The following is a 19,981-nucleotide window of genomic DNA, read 5'->3' as shown; positions in this document are numbered from 1 at the left end:
CGTGGCCTTCGACTTCGCTCAGGCGGAACGGGGCGGGGGATTGAAGGGGGCAGGAGGCCTGGTCCCAACCTCCGTTCACGCTGAGCGAAGTCGAAGCGCACGGGATGCCGCTCGCCCCATGGAGCACATCGCATGAGCGCCCGCCCCATGGCCAACCTCCCCCCACTCAAGGGCGACCAGGCCGCCGCCAGCGATCCCACCGCGCATGTCTGGCTGTCCGCCTCGGCCGGCACGGGCAAGACGCAGGTGCTCGCCGCCCGCGTGTTTCGCCTGTTGCTACGCGGCGTCGCGCCCGAGTCGATTCTCTGCCTGACCTTTACGAAGGCCGGCGCGGCGGAAATGGCGCAGCGGATCAATGGCCGGCTTGCTGCCTGGGTGCGGATGCCCGAGACCGAGCTGTTCGCCGACCTCAAGGCGCTAGGCGAGACCGCCGGCCCCGAATTGCGCGAACGCGCCCGGACGCTGTTCGCACGAGTGCTCGACGCGCCGGGCGGCGGGCTTCGCATTCAGACCATTCATGGCTTCTGCCAAGGGCTGCTCGCGGCCTTTCCGGTCGAGGCGGGGCTCGCCCCCGGCTTCCGTCCGCTGGAGGCGCGCGAAGAGGCGGTGCTGGCGCGCGAAGCGCTGGCGCGGATGCTGGAGACGGCCGAGCGCGAAGGGCGGGTCGGTCCGGTCGAGACGGTCGGCGCGCTGTCGCTGCGTCTGGGCGAGGGCGGGGCGGAGGCGTTCCTCGCGGCCTGTGCCCATGCCCCGGCGGCGCTGGAGGCCTTGCCAAGCGGTATCCTGCCCTGGCTTCGTCGTGCCCTGGACCTGCCATCGGGCGATATCGACGAAGCGATCGCCGAGGGCGTCGAGGATATCGACGAGGACGCCGTCGCCCGGCTGGCGGGGGCCAATCGGGCCTGGGGCACCGCGACCGGCGAGAAGGCGGCGGCCGCGATGGAACGCTGGCTGGGCAGCGACCGGGCAGGGCGGGTGGCGCTGCTCGAAGCGCTGATGGGCACGGTCTTCACTGCCAAGGGCGAGCCGCGCAAGGCGTCCAAGAAGCTGGTCGATGCCGACCCCGATTATGAGGATATGGCGAGCGAAGTCGGCGAGGCCTGCCGCTATCTGCTAAGCCTCGCCGCGCGTGCGCGCCATGCCGATCTGCTCGCCGATGGCCTGAGCGTCGGTCGCGACTATGCCCGTGCCTATGGCCAGGCCAAGCGCGCGATTGGGGCGGTCGATTTCGACGACCTGATCCGCATGACGGTCGATCTGCTCCAGCGTCCGGGCATCGGCGAATGGGTCCGCTACAAGCTCGATCAGGTGACCGAGCACGTCCTGATCGACGAGGCGCAGGACACCAACCTCAACCAGTGGCTGATCGTCCGAGCGCTGGCCGATGAGTTCTTCGTCGGCCGGGGGCTCTATGCACCCTCAACCCGGACGCTGTTCACCGTCGGCGATTACAAGCAGGCGATCTTCGGTTTCCAAGGGACCGACCCGATCAATTTCCAGGCGGCGGAGCAGCATTTCCACCGCCGCGCTCTGCAGGTGGCGGGCGAGGAGGATTGGCCGACCGAGGAGCGCGGCCTGCCGTTCAACCGCCTGTCGCTGACACACAGCTTCCGCTCGACGCGCCCGATCCTGGAATTCGTCGATGCCGCGGTCGAGGCGCTGGCGGAGCCGGGCATGGGGCTGGCCGGCGAGGTCGAGCGTCATGCCAGCGAGGTGAAAGGCCCCGGTCGCGTCACGCTCTGGCCGCCGGTCGTGGCGGGGGGCAGCGACGAGGACGAGGAGGGCTGGATCGACGATGCGGTGCGCAAGGTCGCGACCGACATCGCGCGCGCCGTCCGCCGCTGGCTCGACGACGGGCTGATGCTGGAGAGCAAGGGGCGCCGGCTGGAGCCGCAGGATATCATGATCCTGGTCAAGCGGCGCGGTGACTTGGCCTCGCTGATCGTCGCGCGGCTCTATGCCGAGGGGGTGCCGGTGGCGGGCGTCGACCGGCTGCGGCTGAACGCACCGCTGGCGGTGCAGGACCTGCTGGCGGCGGTGCGCTTCGTGCTGCAACCCGAAGATGATTTGTCGCTTGCGGCGCTCTTGGTGTCGCCGCTGATCGGTTGGTCGCAGGAACGCTTGATGGAGGCGGGGTACCGCGAGCGTGGATCGCTCTGGGCGCATCTGACGCGGACGCTACCGGCTGACGATCTCGCCCCGTTGCGGCAGATGCTGGGGCGCGCCGATGTGTTCACCCCCTATCAGTTTCTGGAGGAATTGCTGTCGGGGCCGCTTGATGGCCGACGCAAGCTGATCCGCCGGCTGGGGACCGAGGCGCGCGATCCGATCGAGGAATTGCTAAACGCCGCGCTGACTTTCGAAAGCACGACCACGCCCTCGCTCCAGCGCTTTCTCGACTGGTTCGATCGCGGCGACGTCGAGATCGTGCGCGATCCTTCCGCGCCGCTCGATGCGGTGCGGGTGATGACCGCGCATGGGTCCAAGGGGTTGCAGGCGCCGCTCGTCATTCTGGCCGACGCCACCGCCGATCCGACCGCCAGCCCGCGATCGATCCTGCGCTGGACGCCCGAACCCGGCGCGCTGCCCATCCCGGTCTTTCCGCCACGCGCCGAGGAGCGGGGCGGGCCGCTGGATGCGGTCGCGGCCGAGATCGCCGCGCGTGAACTCGCCGAGCATTGGCGGCTGTTCTACGTCGCGGCGACGCGGGCCGAGGAGCAGCTGGTGGTCGCCGGCGCGCTGGGCAAGCGGGCGGCGGGCGTGCCCCCGATGCATAGCTGGTACGCGACTTGCGCCCGCGCCATGACCGCGCTGGGCGTCGCGGAGACCGAGCCGGGGGACGGCCAGTCGCGGACCTTCTACGGCATGACGCCACAGGCGCCGTTCGCGCCCCATTCGGGCGCGTCCACGCCGTCGCCGGTCCTGCGGGCGGAGGCACCCTTGCCCGATTGGGTGCATCGTCCCGCCCCGCAGGAGTCGCGCCCGCCGCGTCCGCTGGCCCCGTCGTCGCTAGGCGAAGATCTGGTGGCCGATCCGCCACCGACCCCGGCGATGCGCGCGGCGGCGGAGCGAGGGCGGCTGATCCACTGCCTGCTCGAACGGCTGCCCCCGGTCGCGCCCGAAGCGCGGCGCGGCGCGGCGGAGCGCTGGTTGGTCCAGGCCGCCGGCGTCGAGAATGCCGATTTGCGCGCCGATGTCAGCCAGGCCGTGTTCGGTATTCTGGACGATCCGGCCTATGCCGCGCTGTTCGGGCCGGGATCGCTGGCCGAAGCGCCGATCGCGGCGACGCTGGCGAGCGGGCTGGTGGTGTCGGGCCGGGTCGACCGGCTGCTGATCGAGGCGGATGAGATCCGGCTGATCGACTACAAGACCGGACGCCGCGCGCCGGGCGGGCTGGACGATGTGCCGGTGTTCCATCTTGCGCAGATGGCGGGCTATGCCGCCGCGCTGGAGGTCATCTTTCCGGGGCGGCGCGTCTCGGTGGCGCTGCTCTATACCGCCGGGCCTCGATTGATCCCTGTGCCCGATAGGGTGCTCGCCGCCCACAAGCCGGGCTTTCGCGACGGGGAGCAAAGCTTGGCATTCGGAGGTTGAGCGAGCATCGGCCGCCCCCTAGATGTAGGCCATCAAGGAGAAACGAACATGGCAACCAAGCAGATCACCGACGCTAGCTTCGAAGCGGACGTCCTGAACTCCGACAAGCCGGTGCTGGTCGATTTCTGGGCCGAATGGTGCGGACCGTGCAAGATGATCGGCCCGTCGCTGGAGGAACTGTCCGAGGAACTGGGCGAGCAGGTGACGATCGCCAAGCTGAACATCGACGACAATCCCGACGCCCCCGGTCGTTACGGGGTCCGCGGCATCCCGACGATGATCCTGTTCAAGGGCGGTGCCGCCGCCGCGACCAAGGTCGGCGCTGAGCCCAAGGGGCGGATCAAGGCCTGGCTGGAAGGCGCGCTCTGACGCCGATATCGGTTTGGTAAAGAAAGGGGGGCTTCCTGGTCTGGGAAGGCCCCCTTTTTCTTTGGCCGGGTGGGAATGCGCTCAGCTCAGTGGGATCATTACCACGTCGCGAAAGGCTTGGCGCTCCTGCAAAGCCGCATACCAGCGTTCTAGATTGGGCCGTGATGGCCGCTCGACCGGCAACTGAAACCAGGTGTTCGCATAGGCGGCGACGGGAATATCCCCGATCCCGAACGCATCCCCCGACAACCAGGGCTGCCGCCCCAGCACATCGTCGAGGATGGCGGACAGCGTCGCCGCCCGCGCCACGCTGCGCTCGACCAGTCCGGCATCGCGTTTCTCGGGTGCCGTCCGTACCATCTGGAAGAAGATCGGCCGCACCGCATCGGCCCAGGTGAAATGCCAGTCCATCCACCGCTCGGCCGAGGCGCGCGCCTTGCGGTCGATGGGGTAGAAGGCCTCACCGCCGTAGTTCGCAGCCAGATAGCGCAGGATGCTGTTCGACTCCCACAGGACGAAGCCGTCATCCTCGATCGTCGGGATCAGCGCATTGGGGTTTAGCGCACGATACGCCGCGTCCATTCCGAACGACCCGCCGACATCGCGCCGGTCATAGGCTAGCCCCATTTCCTCGGCCAGCCAGACGACCTTCTTGACGTTGTGCGAATTGATCCGGCCCCAGATGGTCAGCATCCGCCTCAGCTCCGGTAATCGGCGTTGATCGAAATATAGCCATGGGTCAGGTCGCAGGTCCAAACCGTCGCGACGCCGTCGCCCAGGCCCAGGTCGACGCCGACCGCGATCTCCTGCCCCTTCAGATGCGCGGCGACGGGCGCCTCGTCATAGCCTTCGACGGCTAGGCCGTCCTTCGCCACCAGCGTCTCGCCGAAGCGGATCGACAGCTTGTCGCGCTCGGCCGGTTCGCCCGCCTTGCCGACGGCCATGACGACGCGGCCCCAATTGGCATCCTCGCCCGCGATGGCGGTCTTCACCAGCGGTGAGTTGGCGATCGACATGGCGATGCGATGCGCCGAGCGGTCGCTCTCCGCGCCCTCGACCCGGATCTCGATCAGCTTGGTCGCACCTTCGCCGTCGCGCACAACCAGCAGCGCGAGTTGGTGACACAAATCGGCTAGCGCCGCGCGGAAGGCGTCGGCCCCGTCGCTCTCGTCATCGACCAGCGGCGCATTGCCCGCGCGCCCGGTGGCAAAGGCCAGTACCGTGTCGCTGGTCGAGGTGTCGCCATCGACCGTGATGCAGGAAAAGCTCCGACCATTGGCGGTGCTCAGCGCACGTTGCAGAAATTCGGGCTCGACCGCGGCGTCGGTGAAGATGAAGCCCAGCATCGTCGCCATGTCAGGGGCGATCATGCCTGAGCCCTTGATGATGCCCGCCAACGTCACCGTACGGCCATCGACCACGGCGGTGGTCGTCGCGCCCTTGGCGAAGGTGTCGGTGGTCATGATCGTGGCGGCGGCATCTTCCCAATCACAGGGCTCGGCCGTGAAGGCGGCGTCAAGGCCCGCTTCGGCCTTGTCGATGGGCAGCGGCACACCGATCACGCCCGTCGAGGCGACGAAGACGTCCGAGGGCTGGCAATCCATCGCAGCGGCGGTGCGCGCGGCAATCGCCTCGACGGCAGCGCGGCCCCGGTGGCCGGTAAAGGCGTTGGAATTGCCCGCGTTGACGACGAGCGCGCGGGCGCTGCCCAGTACCAGCGCCTTGCGACACCATTCCACCTCCGGGCTGGGGCATTTGCTGGTGGTCAACACGCCCGCCACGCTCGTCCCCTCAGGGACCGTCACGAAGGTCATGTCGCAGCGATCCCAATTCTTGTATCGCGCCCGCGCGACGCGCAGCGTCACGCCGTCGATCGCGGGCAGGGCGGGGAAGGGCTGGGCGAGGGGCGAGGTGGCGGTGCTCATGAGGGCAAGCTACATAGCCCAGCACGGATCGGGAGCAAGCGCTTCCGGCGGGTTGACCGATGCCGGGTCGACGGGTTTGATGCGTTCCGCGGGCGAATGGGCAGGGCGATATGTGGGGTACGGGGCAAGGTCTTCGGAATGGCGTGCTTGCCCTTGTCGGCGTGCTCATCGCGTTGCTGCTGGTCCTGGTTTCGCTGTTGATCGACCGGGCCTATGAATGGCGAACCCGTGGGGAGCCGGGACGCCTGCCTCGCGATCTTCCCGCTGCCGCGACACCGCCACGCCTGACGGGAAACCCCGCCGCCTATTTCGGGCCGGATTCCTATCCCAACGAGGCTTTGCGCCACAATTGGGAGGGGCGGTCCCGCATAGCCCTGTTGGTTGACGACACGGGTGTGCCCACGGCCTGTGAGGTCGTGGAAAGCAGCGGCCACGCGGTCCTTGACCGCACGACTTGCCATATGGCGGTCGACCATGTCCGGTTCGAACCCGCCCGTAATCGGAAAGGGCAGCCCATCGCAGGCATCTATCGGACGTTCAACGTGCGCTGGCAGATGCCGAGGTGACGATAAGAGGGCCGTTTGGGCATGAAGTGGGGGAGTTCTCCTAGGGTTGCCGGCGTCGCGCGGGTGATGACGTGCAATAGAGCGTGCAACGGATGGACGCGCCGCGCGTATCTGCCTAAGACAAGCCTCGCATGAACCTGCTTCTGCTCCTTTCCGCCCTCCTATCCGCGCTGACCGGCGTGGGTTCGGCTGCGCGTGGGCAGGAGGCGCGGGGTGTCGTTGCCGAGCGCAGCATTGCCGCCGCCGCCAAGCAGGCCGCCGTCGCGCGGGCCGCGACCCGGCCGATGCAGCCGCTTGCCAGCCTGATCGACAGCGCCCGGCCGAACAGTCTGTTCCTGGCCGCGATGCCGCGCCCGATCGTGGCGCCCTTCATGGGCCGCCGGCGCGAATAGGCGCGGACGTCGGCGGTCGGCCGGCACCATTCCCTACCCCTTTCGATCGCGCGCGCCGCTGTCTTGAACATGGCTGCGCCCTCTTCACGATATTTCAGTCAGGAAATCGCTTATGTTCGGCGGCCTCGCCAAGTCCCTGTTCGGTTCGTCCAACGACCGTTACGTCAAGTCGCTCAAGCCGACCGTCGCCAAGATCGCCGCGTTCGAGCCCGAAATGCAGGCGATGACCGACGAGCAGCTCGCCGCGCAGACGGTCAAGTTCCGCGAGCAACTGGCGAACGGCGCGACGCTCGACAGCCTGTTGCCCGAAGCCTTCGCCACGGTGCGCGAAGCCGCCAAGCGCGTGCTGGGCCAGCGCCATTATGACGTGCAGATGATCGGCGGTATCGTCCTCCACCGCGGCGAGATCGCCGAGATGCGCACGGGCGAGGGCAAGACGCTGGTCGCGACGCTCGCCACCTATCTGAACGCGCTGCCCGGCAAGGGCGTGCATGTCGTCACCGTCAACGACTATCTCGCCAGCCGCGACGCCGCGACCATGGGACGCATCTACGGCTTCCTGGGCATGACCACCGGCACCATCGTCCCGAATCTCGACGACGGGCAGCGCCGCGCGGCCTATGACGCCGACATCACCTATGGTACGAACAACGAGTTCGGCTTCGACTATCTGCGCGACAATATGAAGTATGAGCGCTCGTCGATGGTGCAGCGCCCCTTCAACTATGCGATTGTCGACGAGGTCGACTCGATCCTGATCGACGAGGCGCGCACGCCGCTCATCATCTCTGGCCCGACCGACGACAAGTCGGAACTGTATATCAGCGTCGATGCGATCGTGAAGCAGCTGACCGCCGACGATTACGAGAAGGACGAGAAGCAGAAGTCGATCATCCTGACGGAGGACGGCACCGAGCGCGCCGAGCGCCTGCTGGAGGCGGCCGGGCTGCTCCAGGGCGAAAACCTCTATGACTTCGAGAATACCCAGGTCGTCCACCACCTGAACCAGGCGCTGCGCGCGAACATGATGTTCAAGCGCGACACTGATTACATTGTGAAGGACGGCAAGGTCATCATCATCGACGAGTTCACCGGCCGCATGATGGACGGGCGTCGCTGGTCGGAAGGGCTTCACCAGGCGGTCGAAGCGAAGGAGGGCGTCAATATCGAGCCCGAGAACCAGACCATGGCCTCGATCACCTTCCAGAATTATTTCCGCATGTACCCGAAGATTTCGGGCATGACCGGCACCGCCGCGACCGAAGCCGGGGAATTCTACGACATCTACAAGATCAACGTCGTCACCATCCCGACCAACCTGCCGATCGCGCGCGTCGACGAGGAAGACGAGTTCTACAAGAACACCCAGGACAAGTTCCTGGCGATCGCCAAGAAAATCCGCGATCACGCCGCCAAGGGGCAGCCGGTCCTCGTCGGCACCGTCTCGATCGAAAAGTCGGAACTTCTCAGCGAATTCCTCACCCAGGAGGGCGTGCCGCACAAGGTGTTGAACGCGCGCTATCACGAGATGGAAGCGCATATCGTGGCGCAGGCCGGCCGCCTGAGCGCTGTGACGATCGCCACCAACATGGCGGGTCGCGGTACCGACATTCAGCTGGGCGGCAACCTGGAGTTCCGGATGCTCGACGAGCATCCCGAGCTGGTCGAGGGCACCCCCGAATATGAGGCGGCGGCGACCCGCATCCGCGCCGAGATCGCGGCCGAAAAGCAGAAGGTGCTGGAGGCGGGCGGCCTGTTCGTGCTCGGCACCGAGCGGCATGAGAGCCGCCGCATCGACAACCAGCTGCGCGGCCGTTCGGGCCGTCAGGGCGATCCCGGCCTGTCGCGCTTCTACCTCAGCCTCGATGACGATCTGCTCCGCATCTTCGGCCCGGACACGCTGTTCGCCAAGATGATGCGCAACAATATCGAGGATGGCGAGGCGATCGGCAGCAAGTGGCTGACCAAGGCGATCGAGACCGCGCAGAAGAAGGTCGAGGCGCGCAACTACGACATCCGCAAGCAGGTCGTCGAATATGACGACGTGATGAATGACCAGCGCAAGGTCATCTACGAACAGCGCGCCGACATCATGGATGCCGAGACGGTGGGCGAGATGGTCACCGACATGCGCGCCGAGACGATCAATGCGATCGTGGGCAGTGCCTGCCCGCCCAACAGCTATCCCGAGCAATGGGACGTGGCGGGCATGAAGCAGCAGCTCAAGGACCTGCTCAACATGGAGCCGCCGATCGATGCTTGGCTGGCCGAGGAAGCGATCGACCCCGAGATCGTGCTGGAGCGTGTGACCGCCGAGGCCGATGCGATGGTCGAGGCCAAGGCCAAGGAGCTGGAGCCGGAAACCTGGGCCAGCGTCGAAAAGTCGATCCTGCTGCAGAATCTGGACCATCACTGGAAGGAGCATCTGGCGACGCTCGACGCGCTGCGCCAGGTCGTCCACCTGCGCGCCTATGCGCAGAAGACGCCGATCAACGAGTATAAGCATGAGGCGTTTTCGCTGTTCCAGCGGATGCTCGACAATATCCGCGAGGATGTGACGCGGACCATCGCCTATGCCCAGTTCCAGATTCAGGCGCCGCCGGAACTGCCCGAACTGCCGGACTTCATCACCTCGCATTTCGACCCGTTCACGGGCGAGGACAATACGAACGACTGGGACGCCGCCGCGCGCGGGCTGCTCCAGCCGCAAATGCCGCCGATGCAGATCCCGCAGCCGGAAGGCGCGGATTTGGGCACCGATCCGTCGCAATGGGAAGGCCGCGTCAATCGCAACGCGCCGTGCCCGTGCGGATCGGGGTTGAAGTATAAGCATTGCCACGGGGCGGTGACGGCCTGACCGTCACCCCTGCGGGTTCAGGGAAGGGCGGTGGACCTCGGTCCGCCGCCCTTTTCATTTCTCGCTTTGCAGGGGAGGAATAGGCCAGACATCCTCCATTCAGCGACAGAGCGCGATCCTCCGGCAACAGGGGAGAAACGGGGATGAAGCGTCGCGCGATTCTGATGGCCGTCGGATTGACTGCTCCGACGATGGCACCGGCTCAATTCGTTCGGCCTGGCCCGCCGGCGGAGGCGATCAAGTCGTTCTCCCAAAATCCGGATCGGCGCGGTAGCGCATGGCGCGACAGTGCCGCCCCCTTTATCGGATCGGAAACGCGCAAGATCGAGCGTGGCATCCGGGCCGGGGAAAAGAGCGGCGATATCACGGCGGAGGAAGCACGAGCCTTTCGCCGGGAGCTGGCCGGCATTCGCTCGGTTCAATGGCGTTCGGGGGCGCCTGGTGCGATGCCATCCGGCGCCGTTGAGGTGCGGGCCCGCCTCGATGCGCTGCGATCCATGGTCCATGCGCGCCGGGTGAGGGGCGGTAAACCCTGAATGAAAAAGGGCGACGAGTCCGCTCGGATCCGCCGCCCCAATCGGTCGATATGTATCCGATTACTTCGGCAGGACGACCGTCGGCCCGATCGTATTGACGATCGCGCGGGCGTCGAAGGCGCGGAGATTATCGCGCGGGATCGGCCCCTTGCGCATCACGATCTCGGCGGTCGCCTCGTACCGGTCGATGGTGTTGATGTCCATGTTGTTGCCGAAGAAGGGATCGCCCCAGAACGGATCCCAGCTACGCCAGCCGAAGCCGCGGCCATAATAGCGCCAGGACGGGCCCCACCAGCCGCCGCCCCATCCGCCAAATCCCGGCCCGAAGGCGCCCGGCGTGGAATAGGTGCGCGAACGAAGCTGCGTGTCGCGATCGGCCATGACGAAATAGTCATAGCCATTGGCCAAGGTCAGCTCGGCCGCACGGAACAGCAGATAGCGCTCGACCGTGTCGCGCGACGTTACGGTGTTGCCGGCGAAGCTGACGATGAAGCGACCGGGCTCCAACTGCTGATCGGAATAGCCGGTCCGGTAGAAGCCGGTGCCCGTGGCCGGGCGGTATGTGGTTTCGGTCGCGCAGCCGGCGACCATCAGGGTGCTGGCGCCGACCAGGGCGAGAGCGACCTTTCGACCGAATTGCATGGTCTTGTTTTCCTTTCCTGCTCCCCGGACGGACCGAGAGCGCAAAGACCTTATCCAATTACGGCAGAACGGGCGATGAACAGTTTTGCTCCCGCGATGAAATGTTGCTCATGCGCTGCTCATTCGCCCATCATATGCAGCGCCACCGATCGTCGATGCGGGGCACTACGATGCTCGAACAGATAGATTCCCTGCCATGTGCCGAGCGCAAGACGCCCCCCGATCAGCGGGACCGAAAGGTTCACCCCCGTCAGGATGGTGCGCAGATGAGCGGGCATGTCGTCCGGCCCTTCATCGTCATGGGCATAGGCCCGCGCATCCTCTGGTGCGAGCCGCGCAAAATAGGCGAGGATGTCGGTCTTCACCTCGGGCGCGGCATTCTCCTGGATGATCAGCGAGGCCGAGGTGTGGCGACAGAACAGGGTCAGCAACCCTTCGTGCATCGCCTGGGCGTTGACCCAGGCGCTGATGGAGCGGGTGATATCGGTCAGACCCTGGCCATGGGTGTCGAACGACAAGATGGTGGTGGCTTGGTGCATGGCTGTTCAATGCGCCAGCCGGCCGGACGATGCCATCGCTTCGGGCATAATTGAACGGCTGTTCTCTCCAGGCGTTGAGCCGCAGTCTGCACAAGGAGAGTTCCGATGAAAGCCCCTCTGCTCGCCGCGCTGGCCGTCATGACCGTCGCCGCCCCGATCGCCACGACGCCGGCCATGGCGCAGAATCGCGATTATCGCTGGCATGGCGATCGCGATGACTGGGAACCCTCGCGTGACTATCGGCGGGGAAGCTATCGCGAACGCCGCCTGAACCGTGACGATCAGGTCTTTCGTGGGCGCGATGGCCGCACCTATTGCAAGCGCAATGACGGCACCACCGGCCTGGTCGTCGGTGCGCTGGGCGGAGGCGTGCTGGGCAATGTGATCGGCGGCGGTACGCTGGGCACGTTGCTGGGCGCCGGCGGTGGCGCGCTGCTGGGCCGCTCAATCGATCGCGGCAAGGTCCGCTGCCGCTGAGGAAGGAAAGGGGCGCCGGTTCGTAACGGACCGGCGCCTGTTTTATAGGTATGATCAGATACTGGCCAAGGATGCGTATCCTGCTCCATGATGGAGTGGGGAGAACAATATGGCCTTTGATTTGAAATGGACGACCGCGCTGGCGGCCGCGTTGCTGGCGGGCGGCTGTAATCGCAACAATGCGGACGATGGCTGGACGGCGGAAACGGACACCGCCATCTGCACCGATGCGCAGGGCAAGCGTCTGCCCGATGACCGATGCCGGCAGCACCGGGTCGGCGGCGGTGGGGCCTTCTGGTATTTCCTGGGACGGGGCCGATTGATCCCCTTTTACGGTGAACGCGCCACGGGGGGCAGCTTTCGCGCCATGGGCGGAACCCGCTATCAGACCGCCCCCAGCGCTACCGCGATGACCCGCTCGGCGGCGATCAGTCGTGGGGGCTTCGGATCGTCGGCGCATCGCTTTGGCAGCGTTCACGCATGATCCGCGAAAGCCTGACACCGCGCGCTGATTGGCAGGCCAAGGTGGAAGCGCTGGGTCTCGTCTGGCATGCCGGATCGGATCGCCCCTACTGGGATGAAAGCGTCTGCTATCGCTTGACCCGGCACGAGGTCGATCGGATCGAGGCCGCGACGACCGAACTGTACCGCCTGTTCCTGGCGGCGGGGGAGGCGGTGGTCAGCGATCCCGCGCTGTTCGCCCGTTTCGGCATTCCGCTCGCCTTTCACGATCCCGTTCGCGAGGCTTGGGAGGCCGAGCCGCCCGCGCTCAACTTCGGCCGCTTCGACCTGGGTTTCGATGGGGAGGATGCGCCGAAGCTGTTCGAGTTCAACTGCGACACCCCCACCTCGCTGCTGGAGGCGGCGGTGGTGCAATGGGACTGGAAGAGCGATTGTTTCCCGGCACTCGACCAGTTCAACAGCCTGCATGAGGCGCTGGTGGCGCGGTGGCGCGAACTGGCACCCGCTTTGCCCGCCACGCTGCATGTCGCGCATGTCGCCGACCTGTCGGGTGAGGATGCGATCACCGCCGCTTATCTGCGCGACACCGCAGAGGCGGCCGGCATCACCACCATGCCGTTGCTGATGGAGGATATCGGGTGGAATCACGACGATCATTGCTTCGTCGATGATCGCGACATCCGGATCGAGGCGCTGTTCAAGCTCTACCCCTGGGAATGGCTGGTGCATGAAGGCTTCGCGCCGCATCTGCTCGACAATCTTGCCAGGGGCGATCTGCTATGGATCGAGCCGATCTGGAAGATGATCTGGTCCAACAAGGCGATCCTGCCCATCCTGTGGGACTTGTTTCCCGGCCACCCCAATCTCCTGCCGGCCAGCTTTACCATCCCGAGCGGCGATGCCGTCGCCAAGCCGTTGCTCTCGCGCGAAGGGGCCAATATCTCGATCCGCCGCGCCGATACCATCATCGCCGAGACGCCGGGGGAATATGGCGGGGAGGGTTATATCTATCAGTCGCTCTATCGCCTGCCGGAAATGGCGCCAGGCTGTTTCCCGGTCTTGGGGAGTTGGATCGTCGATGGGGCGGCCGCCGGCATGGGGATTCGCGAGGGGGGCCTGATCACCTCCAACACTGCACGGTTCGTGCCACACGTTATCGACAGCTGACCATGCTCCAGCCAAGTCTTAAATGAAATTAACGTAGATTTATGTCAAAAGTTTAATGTCTCATGGGCAGGTGAGGCCGCCGACGCCGGGGGGCGTAGTTGGACAAAAGGAAGAGCCTCCGTGCAGAACATGCGCATTCCAGGGAAACTGATCGCCTGTTTCTCCGTCTTGCTGGTCGCCCTGTTGGGATTGGCGACATTGGCCGTCGTGCGTTTGAGCGAGATGCGCGATGTGGCGGTCAATCTGGGCGGAGAACAGCGGTCGCAACTGGAGGCCATCGCCGTCATCAATGCCGCAGGGGCAACCTATCGCGCGACCGTCGGACAGTTGCTGCTGGCGGAATCGCCCGCAGCGCGCGAAGCGGCCCAGCAGCGTCTCATCGAGTTGAGCAATCAGGTGACCAACCGCGCCAACTGGCTGCGCCCGCGCTTGGCGGATGACGATACACAGGCCGCGCTGGACGCCTTTACCGGTGCCTGGAACGAATATCTCAGCCATGCCAACGAAACCACGCGAGCGGTGGCCCAGGGCGCGAGCAATGCGATCGTGCTGTTCCGCGCGGCGGGCCCCTATTTCGTCACCGCGAACAAGGCGGCGAGTACGCTTCGCCAGAAGCAGTCGCGCGCCATCGATGCGCTGGTGGCGGAGGCCGAGCACACCTATGCCGTCAGCCGGATGATCATGATCGGCACCGTCCTTCTGGTCGCGCTGCTGACGATCGGGATGCTGATGGCGCTCGTCCGCCTGATCGCCCGGCCGGTCGGCGCGATGAGCGGAACCCTAGCGCAACTGGCGGCCGGCGAGCGCTCGGTCGTCATCGCCGCCAATGATTCGCGTGACGAGATCGGCGACATGATGCGCGCCGCCGCGACGCTGCGTGATCAACTGGCCCGGGCGGATCAGGAGAAGGAGGAGCAGGCGGCGCTGATCGTCTCGACCGTGGGTACGGGGCTTCAGTCCCTGTCCGCCGGCGATCTGACCGCGCGCATCGATGCCAAGCTCCAGGAGCCGTTTGCGCGACTGGCCGTCGACTTCAACGATGCGATGGCGAAGATGGAGCAGGCGATGCAGGCGGTCAGCGGCGTTTCGGAGGGGCTCCGCGCCGCCTCCGGCGAAATCCGCTCCGCCTCGGAAGACCTGTCGCAGCGGACCGAGCAACAGGCCGCCAGCCTGGAGGAGACGGCCGCTTCCATGCATCAGATCACGACCGTCGTCGCGCAGTCGGCCTCCGACGCCAAGCGCGCCGATGTCGCCGTCGCCGACGCGACCAGCGCGGCGCAGGGCGGTGGCCAGGTGGTGCGCGATGCGGTGGCCGCGATGAACGGCATCGAACGGTCCAGCCTGGAGATTTCCGAGATCATCAGCGTGATCGACGGCATCGCCTTCCAGACCAATTTGCTGGCGCTCAATGCGGGCGTCGAAGCGGCCCGCGCCGGCGACGCGGGCAAGGGCTTCGCCGTGGTGGCCAGCGAAGTGCGCGCCTTGGCGCAGCGCTCGGCGGATGCCGCAAAGGACGTCAAGGAACGTATCACCAGCAGCAACGAGCAGATCGAGGCCGGCGTCGAACTCGTCGCCCAGACCGGCCAGGCGCTGGAGCAGATCATCGACCGTGTTGCGGAAATCAGCGCGCTGGTCCGTAGTCTGGCCTCCTCGGCCGAGCAGCAGGCGACGGGCCTGGGACAGGTGAATGTCGCGGTGGATGAAATGGACGGCGTGACCCAGCGCAACGCCGCCATGGTCGAAGAAACGACTGCCGCCGCCCGTGAACTGGCGGAGAAGGCGGACGAACTGAACGGTCATGTCGCACGCTTCCGCGTCCGGGGTGCGGCCACACCGATCGCGCCCCGCGTCGCATCGCCTGCCAAGGCTGTCCCGGCGGTCCGGCTGGTTTCGAACAGCAACGCCGCGTTGGCGGACGACTGGTCGTCGTTCTGACGGTAATCACGTCGAGCATTTTTCGGAGCGGGAGGAGAACACCGCCCTATCCGTACAGAATGCGTGATCAGTCGAAAATTCGGATCACGAGGTCCGCTGAGCAGCAAGCTGCCCGCAACTCGCCTTCGTGATCCATAGCCGGAGAAGATCCGCTCGATCGATTCCCAACGATCGAGCGGAAGCTGCTCAAGCTCTTACGATTTCCGTTGGCGCGTAGCGGATATCAATGGGGCTTCTCCGGTTTCCAGCCGCCCGGAAAGGTCGATGTCGGCGGATTGGGGCCACCTTCTTCAGAGCGCTTTTCGATCAGTCTGCATCATATCCGCAGGCTGCGAAGTTGCCATCCATGTCGAACAGCAGGGCGCGGGCGATCAGGTTTAGAGGCTTGATCATTGGCATATCCGGCGGGAGGGGAGAGTCATACCGTACGGCGGGTGACGGCCCCGGCGCACAGTGGCACCAGGATCAGCATGAGGGTAAGGACGACGAACGCACCGGGCAGGCCGATAGCTTGGGCGACGGAGCCGATGCCAGCCGGACCGATCAGCACGCCTGCATAGCCAACAGTGGTGATAGCCGCGATGGCGAGGCCGGGGGGCATCGCCGTCTGTGCGCCGGCCTGCCGGAACAGCACTGGGACGGTATTGGATGCCCCAAGACCGATCAGCAGGAAGCCGAACAGCGCCAGCGCAGCGGTCGGCGCCGTCAAAAGGACGATATAGCCGATGATGGCGAGGATGCCGCCCCAGAACATGGTGCGTCGATTACCGAGCCGCATCACCACAGCGTCGCCGGTGAGGCGGCCTGCGGTCATGGCGACGGCAAAGACGCTGTAGCCAATTCCCGCCTGTGCCGTCGGCAGGATGCCTCTATCGGTCAAAAGCAGCGCGCTCCAGTCGAGCATGGCGCCTTCGGTAAGGAAGGTAATAGAAGCGAGGATCGCGAGCAGCGCGACGATTCCGCGCGGCACGGCAAAAAATGGTGTCTGGTCCGCCTGCGGCGTGTCGATCAGGCGCGGCGCGGCGAACAGCACTGCGACGATCATCAGCAAGGACGCGCCGATCGCGCCGGCCGTGGGGGCCACACCCGCAGAGAGGATCGCGGTCAAGAGCAGAGATCCGACAAAGCCTCCGACGCTGAAGAGGCCGTGGAAGCCTGACATAAGCGGCTTGTCGCCACGCTTTTCGACCTCGACGGCATGGACGTTCATGCTGACCTCGATCAGTCCCAGAAAACCGCCGAATATGAGCAACGCAGCGGCCATCGTCGGCACGGTCGGCGCAAAGGCAAGAAAGGGCAGCAGGATCGCCTGGCCGATCCCACCGATGATTATGATCGGGCGTGCGCCGAGCTTTGAGATGAACGCGCCGGCGAACTGCATCGACAGAACTGAGCCCAGCCCGAGACACAGCAGCAATAGCCCGAGCGATCCGTCACTGATAACGAGCCGCGCCTTGGTGAGCGGCACCAGCGGTGCCCAGCAGGCGAGGCCGAAACCTGCGACGAAAAAGGCGATCCGGGTCGCAAGACGCGATCCTGCGTCGGGGTGGGGCATGGTCGTATCCAGTCTGGCCGATCAGAATTCCGGGCTGGGCCGGGCCCTATCGATCTTGGCGCCCGCTGCACGAAGGCGATCCAGCGCGGCTTCGTCGGCATCATATTCGACGATGACGCGGGTCGCATTGTTCAGCGCGGCGATGCGGTGCGGGCCTTGTGCACCGATCTTCTCATTGGTGGCGAGGATCAGCGTGCAGCGGCTCCGCGCGACGAGCACGCGTTTGAAGGTGGCATCGGCCGCATCGAAGGCACTCACGCCGCCATCGGCAGAAAGCGCGCAGACGCCAAGAAAACAGGTATCGATGTTAAGGCGGGTGACCGCCTCGATGGCCATGCCGTCAATCGAACCGCCGATCACAGTGTCGACCTCGCCGCCCACCATGTGGATCTGCACATCACCGCGCGCGGCGAGCGTCGCGGCGATCTCGATCGAGCTGGTGGCGGCGATCAGGTCGCTATCGCGTGGCAGCTCCTCGGCAACGACGAGGCTGGTGCTGCCATTGTCGAGAAATAGGAAGCTGCCAGGTGCGACCAGCGGCATTGCCGCTCGAGCGAGTGCCCGCTTGCGCTCGACGTCGGCACCAAGCCGATCCGAGAATGGCACGACGCCAGAAGCCAGTGGTAGCGCACCGCCATATACCCGGCGGCACAGCCCCGCCGCAGCCAAGGCCCGCAGATCGCGGCGGATCGCGTCTTCTGACACACCAAACTCGGTTGCAAGAACACCGGAGTTGACCGGCTGTCCTGCCGCAAGACGGGCAGCGATATCGTCGCGACGGGCAAGGGGAATATCAGCCATGACCAGCGATATATGTGCATGATCTTGCACATTCAATATGAATTATGCACGATTATGCGCGTTTCTGCCGCCTTGGATGCGGTCTCTCTAATCCCCGGCACTTCAAATGGTCTGCGACATTCACGATTATGGTTCGCAAATGTCAGCGGGTGCGAACATGGCGTCCGCAGGGGTTTCGCCGGCGAGATGCGCCATTTCAGAGCATACGTAAGCCGCCCATCTCGGTGCAAACTTCTTTCCAGAAAAGAAAATATTGAAGTGCGTTGTGGCCTGCTGCTATGCCGGAGGCGAACAGTGAGGAATAGCTATGGCCGCACAGCGGACGATCACCAAGCGCACCAATAAAGAACGGCGTGAGGAATCGATGAGGAACATTCTGGATCACGCCGAGAAGGAATTTGCATATAAGGGCTACAACGGCACAACATTGAACGACGTTGCGGCAAAGGCAGGCGTCGATACTTCGCTCATGCGATACTATTTTTATGACAAAGAAAATCTTTTCGCGGAAGTGTTTCGCCGCCGCGGCCCGTTGATCAACGAAGCCCGAATGCGTGCGCTCGATGAGTACCGCGAGCAACATGGGAAGGAAGGTACACTCGAAGGGGTAATCGATGCCTTCGTACGACCCGGTTTCGAATTTGCTAAAAATGATGCGGGATATCGCCATTACGCAGCAATTGTTGCATATGTGAACAGTTCAAAGGGGGCGATGCACTCCCTAATGTCTGAAGTGTTCGATGAGGTATCTAACGTTTTCATTGAGGACATGGGCAGGATCCTGCCCGACGCGCCGCGGGAAGCGTTATACTGGGGATATCATTTTCTGACCGGCGCCTTCACCTTTTCGCTTGGACAAACCGGGCGGATTGATCGCCTGTCGCACGGAGCGGTAAGTTCGGAGGATTTCGCGGCCCTGGCGGATCGCTTGCCGGTCTTTGCAGCCTCGGGAATTCGCGCCCTTTGCGAGTTCAGCAAAACTCCAAGTACGAAACAGTAGCTTAACGACAGTAATGTGACAGGTGGTGCCCGCGCCCGACGACGGCAATTATTTTATCGGGGGGCGGGGGCTCAGATCGTCCGGGTTCGTCGCGTCTTCGCGTTAGCGGGGACGCGATCGTTCGTTAAAAGCACAATCTCGGCGCGCGTTGCGTGCTTCTGCGATACGTTCCTCGATGATCCGATCAAGACTTTCTGCCTCTGACGAGGAAAGGCTGATCGAGATACCAGCGCCCATCTCGCATCATTCGTGCAAGAGCTAAGTGCCTGCAATACCTGATGAATATCATTTTCGGCCTTCTTCCCTTCTAAAAATTTCTTTTCTAAGAAAGAAGGTTATTGACTTTTTATCTGCTGTAGCCGACCAAGGTCGCCTTGGAGAGGTAGGACGGATGGCGCACAGCGCTGACGTCCGATGCGGAAAGGGTGGCAAATGGCCGCAAGGATCTGCTTTTTATGCACGTGTGCCTGCGTGGCACTGAGCGCTCCGGCACTGGCGCAGAAAGCGCCGACCGATGGCAAGCCGGTGGCGGAGAGTGAGGAAAGTTCTGAAACTCCCGACATCGTCGTCACTGGGTCACGCGCCATTCGCGACGGTTCGCAGGCTCCGACGCCCGTTACAGTGATTTCGGCGGACACGCTGAGCAAGGCGCAGCCTGGGCTCATCGCAGACGGGCTCAATCAACTTCCCGTTTTCCGCGGCTCGACGCGACCGACCGTGGGGTTCACGGGGGCTACCGGCCCCGGCACCGGAAGCTATCTGAATCTTCGCAACCTCGGTCCTCAGCGAACGCTCGTCCTCGTCGACGGTCGTCGCGCCGCGCCGTCCGCACGCGACGGTTCGACCGACATCAATCTGTTGCCCGAGCAACTTATCAAGCGTGTCGATGTCGTGACCGGTGGCGCATCGGCTGCTTATGGGTCGGATGCCGTGGCGGGTGTCGTCAATTTCGTTCTGGATACCAGCTTTACCGGAATGAAGCTGACGGCGCAGTCGGGAATCTCGGGGCAGGGTGATGTTCCGTCGCACAAGGTGAACCTGACCGTGGGGCACGGGTTTGCAGACGGTCGTGGTCGGATCGTGGCAAGCGCATCCTATTTCGATGTCGGTGGTCTGCAAAGCGTGGCAGACCGGGACTGGGGCCGACGAGGTACCGGTTTTCTA

Annotated in this window: 18 protein-coding genes; 12 read left to right on the top strand and 6 right to left on the bottom strand. The window is 64.7% G+C overall.

Going from position 1 to position 19,981, the window contains the following annotated elements; genetic code table 11:
- The first annotated feature begins 132 nt into the window (after positions 1-132).
- Together addA and trxA are read left to right on the top strand one after the other, a co-directional pair.
- Positions 133-3,594 (top strand): double-strand break repair helicase AddA, encoded by a 3,462-nt coding sequence (addA, locus tag SP6_RS15265; protein ID WP_037567960.1) that lies wholly within the window; start codon positions 133-135, stop codon positions 3,592-3,594.
- Positions 3,595-3,642: 48 nt separating this feature from the next.
- On the top strand, positions 3,643-3,963 hold the full coding sequence (gene trxA, locus SP6_RS15260; protein WP_007404159.1) for a thioredoxin: 321 nt from the start codon (positions 3,643-3,645) through the stop codon (positions 3,961-3,963).
- 81 nt (positions 3,964-4,044) lie between these two features.
- Here the strand turns inward: trxA and SP6_RS15255 are convergent, their stop codons facing one another.
- Both SP6_RS15255 and argJ read right to left on the bottom strand, forming a co-directional pair.
- Positions 4,045-4,656 (bottom strand): glutathione S-transferase family protein, encoded by a 612-nt coding sequence (locus SP6_RS15255; protein WP_007404131.1) that lies wholly within the window; start codon positions 4,654-4,656, stop codon positions 4,045-4,047.
- Positions 4,657-4,661: 5 nt separating this feature from the next.
- Entirely contained in the window at positions 4,662-5,888 is a 1,227-nt protein-coding gene (gene argJ / locus SP6_RS15250; protein ID WP_007404071.1) for a bifunctional glutamate N-acetyltransferase/amino-acid acetyltransferase ArgJ, read from the bottom strand.
- 143 nt (positions 5,889-6,031) lie between these two features.
- On the opposite strand from argJ, the gene SP6_RS20160 reads away from it, so the two are divergent.
- The 4 genes from SP6_RS20160 to SP6_RS15230 all read left to right on the top strand — a co-directional run bounded on the left by SP6_RS20160 (position 6,032) and on the right by SP6_RS15230 (position 10,239).
- Positions 6,032-6,454 (top strand): energy transducer TonB, encoded by a 423-nt coding sequence (locus tag SP6_RS20160; RefSeq protein ID WP_007404233.1) that lies wholly within the window; start codon positions 6,032-6,034, stop codon positions 6,452-6,454.
- A 131-nt stretch (positions 6,455-6,585) separates the two neighbouring features.
- Entirely contained in the window at positions 6,586-6,846 is a 261-nt protein-coding gene (locus SP6_RS15240) for a hypothetical protein (RefSeq protein WP_007404209.1), read from the top strand.
- A 112-nt stretch (positions 6,847-6,958) separates the two neighbouring features.
- Positions 6,959-9,703, top strand: coding sequence for a preprotein translocase subunit SecA (gene secA, locus SP6_RS15235; RefSeq protein ID WP_007404254.1), 2,745 nt, complete (start codon positions 6,959-6,961; stop codon positions 9,701-9,703).
- A 143-nt stretch (positions 9,704-9,846) separates the two neighbouring features.
- A complete protein-coding gene (locus SP6_RS15230) occupies positions 9,847-10,239 on the top strand; it encodes a hypothetical protein (RefSeq protein ID WP_007403961.1) in 393 nt (130 codons plus the stop codon).
- A 60-nt stretch (positions 10,240-10,299) separates the two neighbouring features.
- Here the strand turns inward: SP6_RS15230 and SP6_RS15225 are convergent, their stop codons facing one another.
- Positions 10,300-10,881 carry a CC0125/CC1285 family lipoprotein gene (locus tag SP6_RS15225; RefSeq protein WP_007404132.1) on the bottom strand — a complete coding sequence of 194 codons (582 nt, stop codon included), beginning with the start codon at positions 10,879-10,881 and terminating at the stop codon, positions 10,300-10,302.
- A gap of 119 nt (positions 10,882-11,000) precedes the next feature.
- Entirely contained in the window at positions 11,001-11,420 is a 420-nt protein-coding gene (locus tag SP6_RS15220; protein WP_007404009.1) for a secondary thiamine-phosphate synthase enzyme YjbQ, read from the bottom strand.
- 105 nt (positions 11,421-11,525) lie between these two features.
- Between SP6_RS15220 and SP6_RS15215 the strand changes: the two genes are divergently transcribed.
- From SP6_RS15215 to SP6_RS15200, 4 genes are all read left to right on the top strand, one after another.
- On the top strand, positions 11,526-11,897 hold the full coding sequence (locus tag SP6_RS15215) for a glycine zipper 2TM domain-containing protein (RefSeq protein WP_007404059.1): 372 nt from the start codon (positions 11,526-11,528) through the stop codon (positions 11,895-11,897).
- Positions 11,898-12,006: 109 nt separating this feature from the next.
- Positions 12,007-12,381, top strand: coding sequence for a hypothetical protein (locus SP6_RS15210; RefSeq protein ID WP_007404246.1), 375 nt, complete (start codon positions 12,007-12,009; stop codon positions 12,379-12,381).
- Complete coding sequence (locus SP6_RS15205; protein ID WP_007404002.1) at positions 12,378-13,526, top strand: glutathionylspermidine synthase family protein; 1,149 nt, start codon at positions 12,378-12,380, stop codon at positions 13,524-13,526. Before SP6_RS15210 ends, SP6_RS15205 begins: the two co-directional genes overlap by 4 nt.
- 129 nt (positions 13,527-13,655) lie before the next feature.
- The gene (locus SP6_RS15200) at positions 13,656-15,461 is read left to right on the top strand and encodes a methyl-accepting chemotaxis protein (RefSeq protein WP_037567958.1); all 1,806 of its coding nucleotides are present in this window, start codon (positions 13,656-13,658) and stop codon (positions 15,459-15,461) included.
- Positions 15,462-15,879: 418 nt separating this feature from the next.
- Here the strand turns inward: SP6_RS15200 and SP6_RS15195 are convergent, their stop codons facing one another.
- Both SP6_RS15195 and SP6_RS15190 read right to left on the bottom strand, forming a co-directional pair.
- Positions 15,880-17,016: an MFS transporter gene (locus SP6_RS15195; protein WP_007404046.1), complete on the bottom strand. Its 1,137-nt coding sequence runs from the start codon at positions 17,014-17,016 to the stop codon at positions 15,880-15,882.
- A 21-nt stretch (positions 17,017-17,037) separates the two neighbouring features.
- Positions 17,038-17,817 carry a DeoR/GlpR family DNA-binding transcription regulator gene (locus SP6_RS15190; protein ID WP_037567956.1) on the bottom strand — a complete coding sequence of 260 codons (780 nt, stop codon included), beginning with the start codon at positions 17,815-17,817 and terminating at the stop codon, positions 17,038-17,040.
- Positions 17,818-18,124: 307 nt separating this feature from the next.
- On the opposite strand from SP6_RS15190, the gene SP6_RS15185 reads away from it, so the two are divergent.
- Both SP6_RS15185 and SP6_RS15180 read left to right on the top strand, forming a co-directional pair.
- Positions 18,125-18,817: a TetR/AcrR family transcriptional regulator gene (locus tag SP6_RS15185; RefSeq protein ID WP_007404047.1), complete on the top strand. Its 693-nt coding sequence runs from the start codon at positions 18,125-18,127 to the stop codon at positions 18,815-18,817.
- 432 nt (positions 18,818-19,249) lie between these two features.
- Positions 19,250-19,981 (top strand): TonB-dependent receptor plug domain-containing protein (locus SP6_RS15180; protein WP_233419834.1); only part of this gene is annotated, 732 nt, incomplete at its 3' end.

It is taken from the genome of Sphingomonas paucimobilis NBRC 13935 (assembly GCF_000739895.2).
GTDB classification, from domain to species: Bacteria; Pseudomonadota; Alphaproteobacteria; order Sphingomonadales; family Sphingomonadaceae; genus Sphingomonas; species Sphingomonas paucimobilis.
Note: the sequence above shows the minus strand (reverse complement) of the source record. Positions and strands in the feature narration are given on the sequence as shown.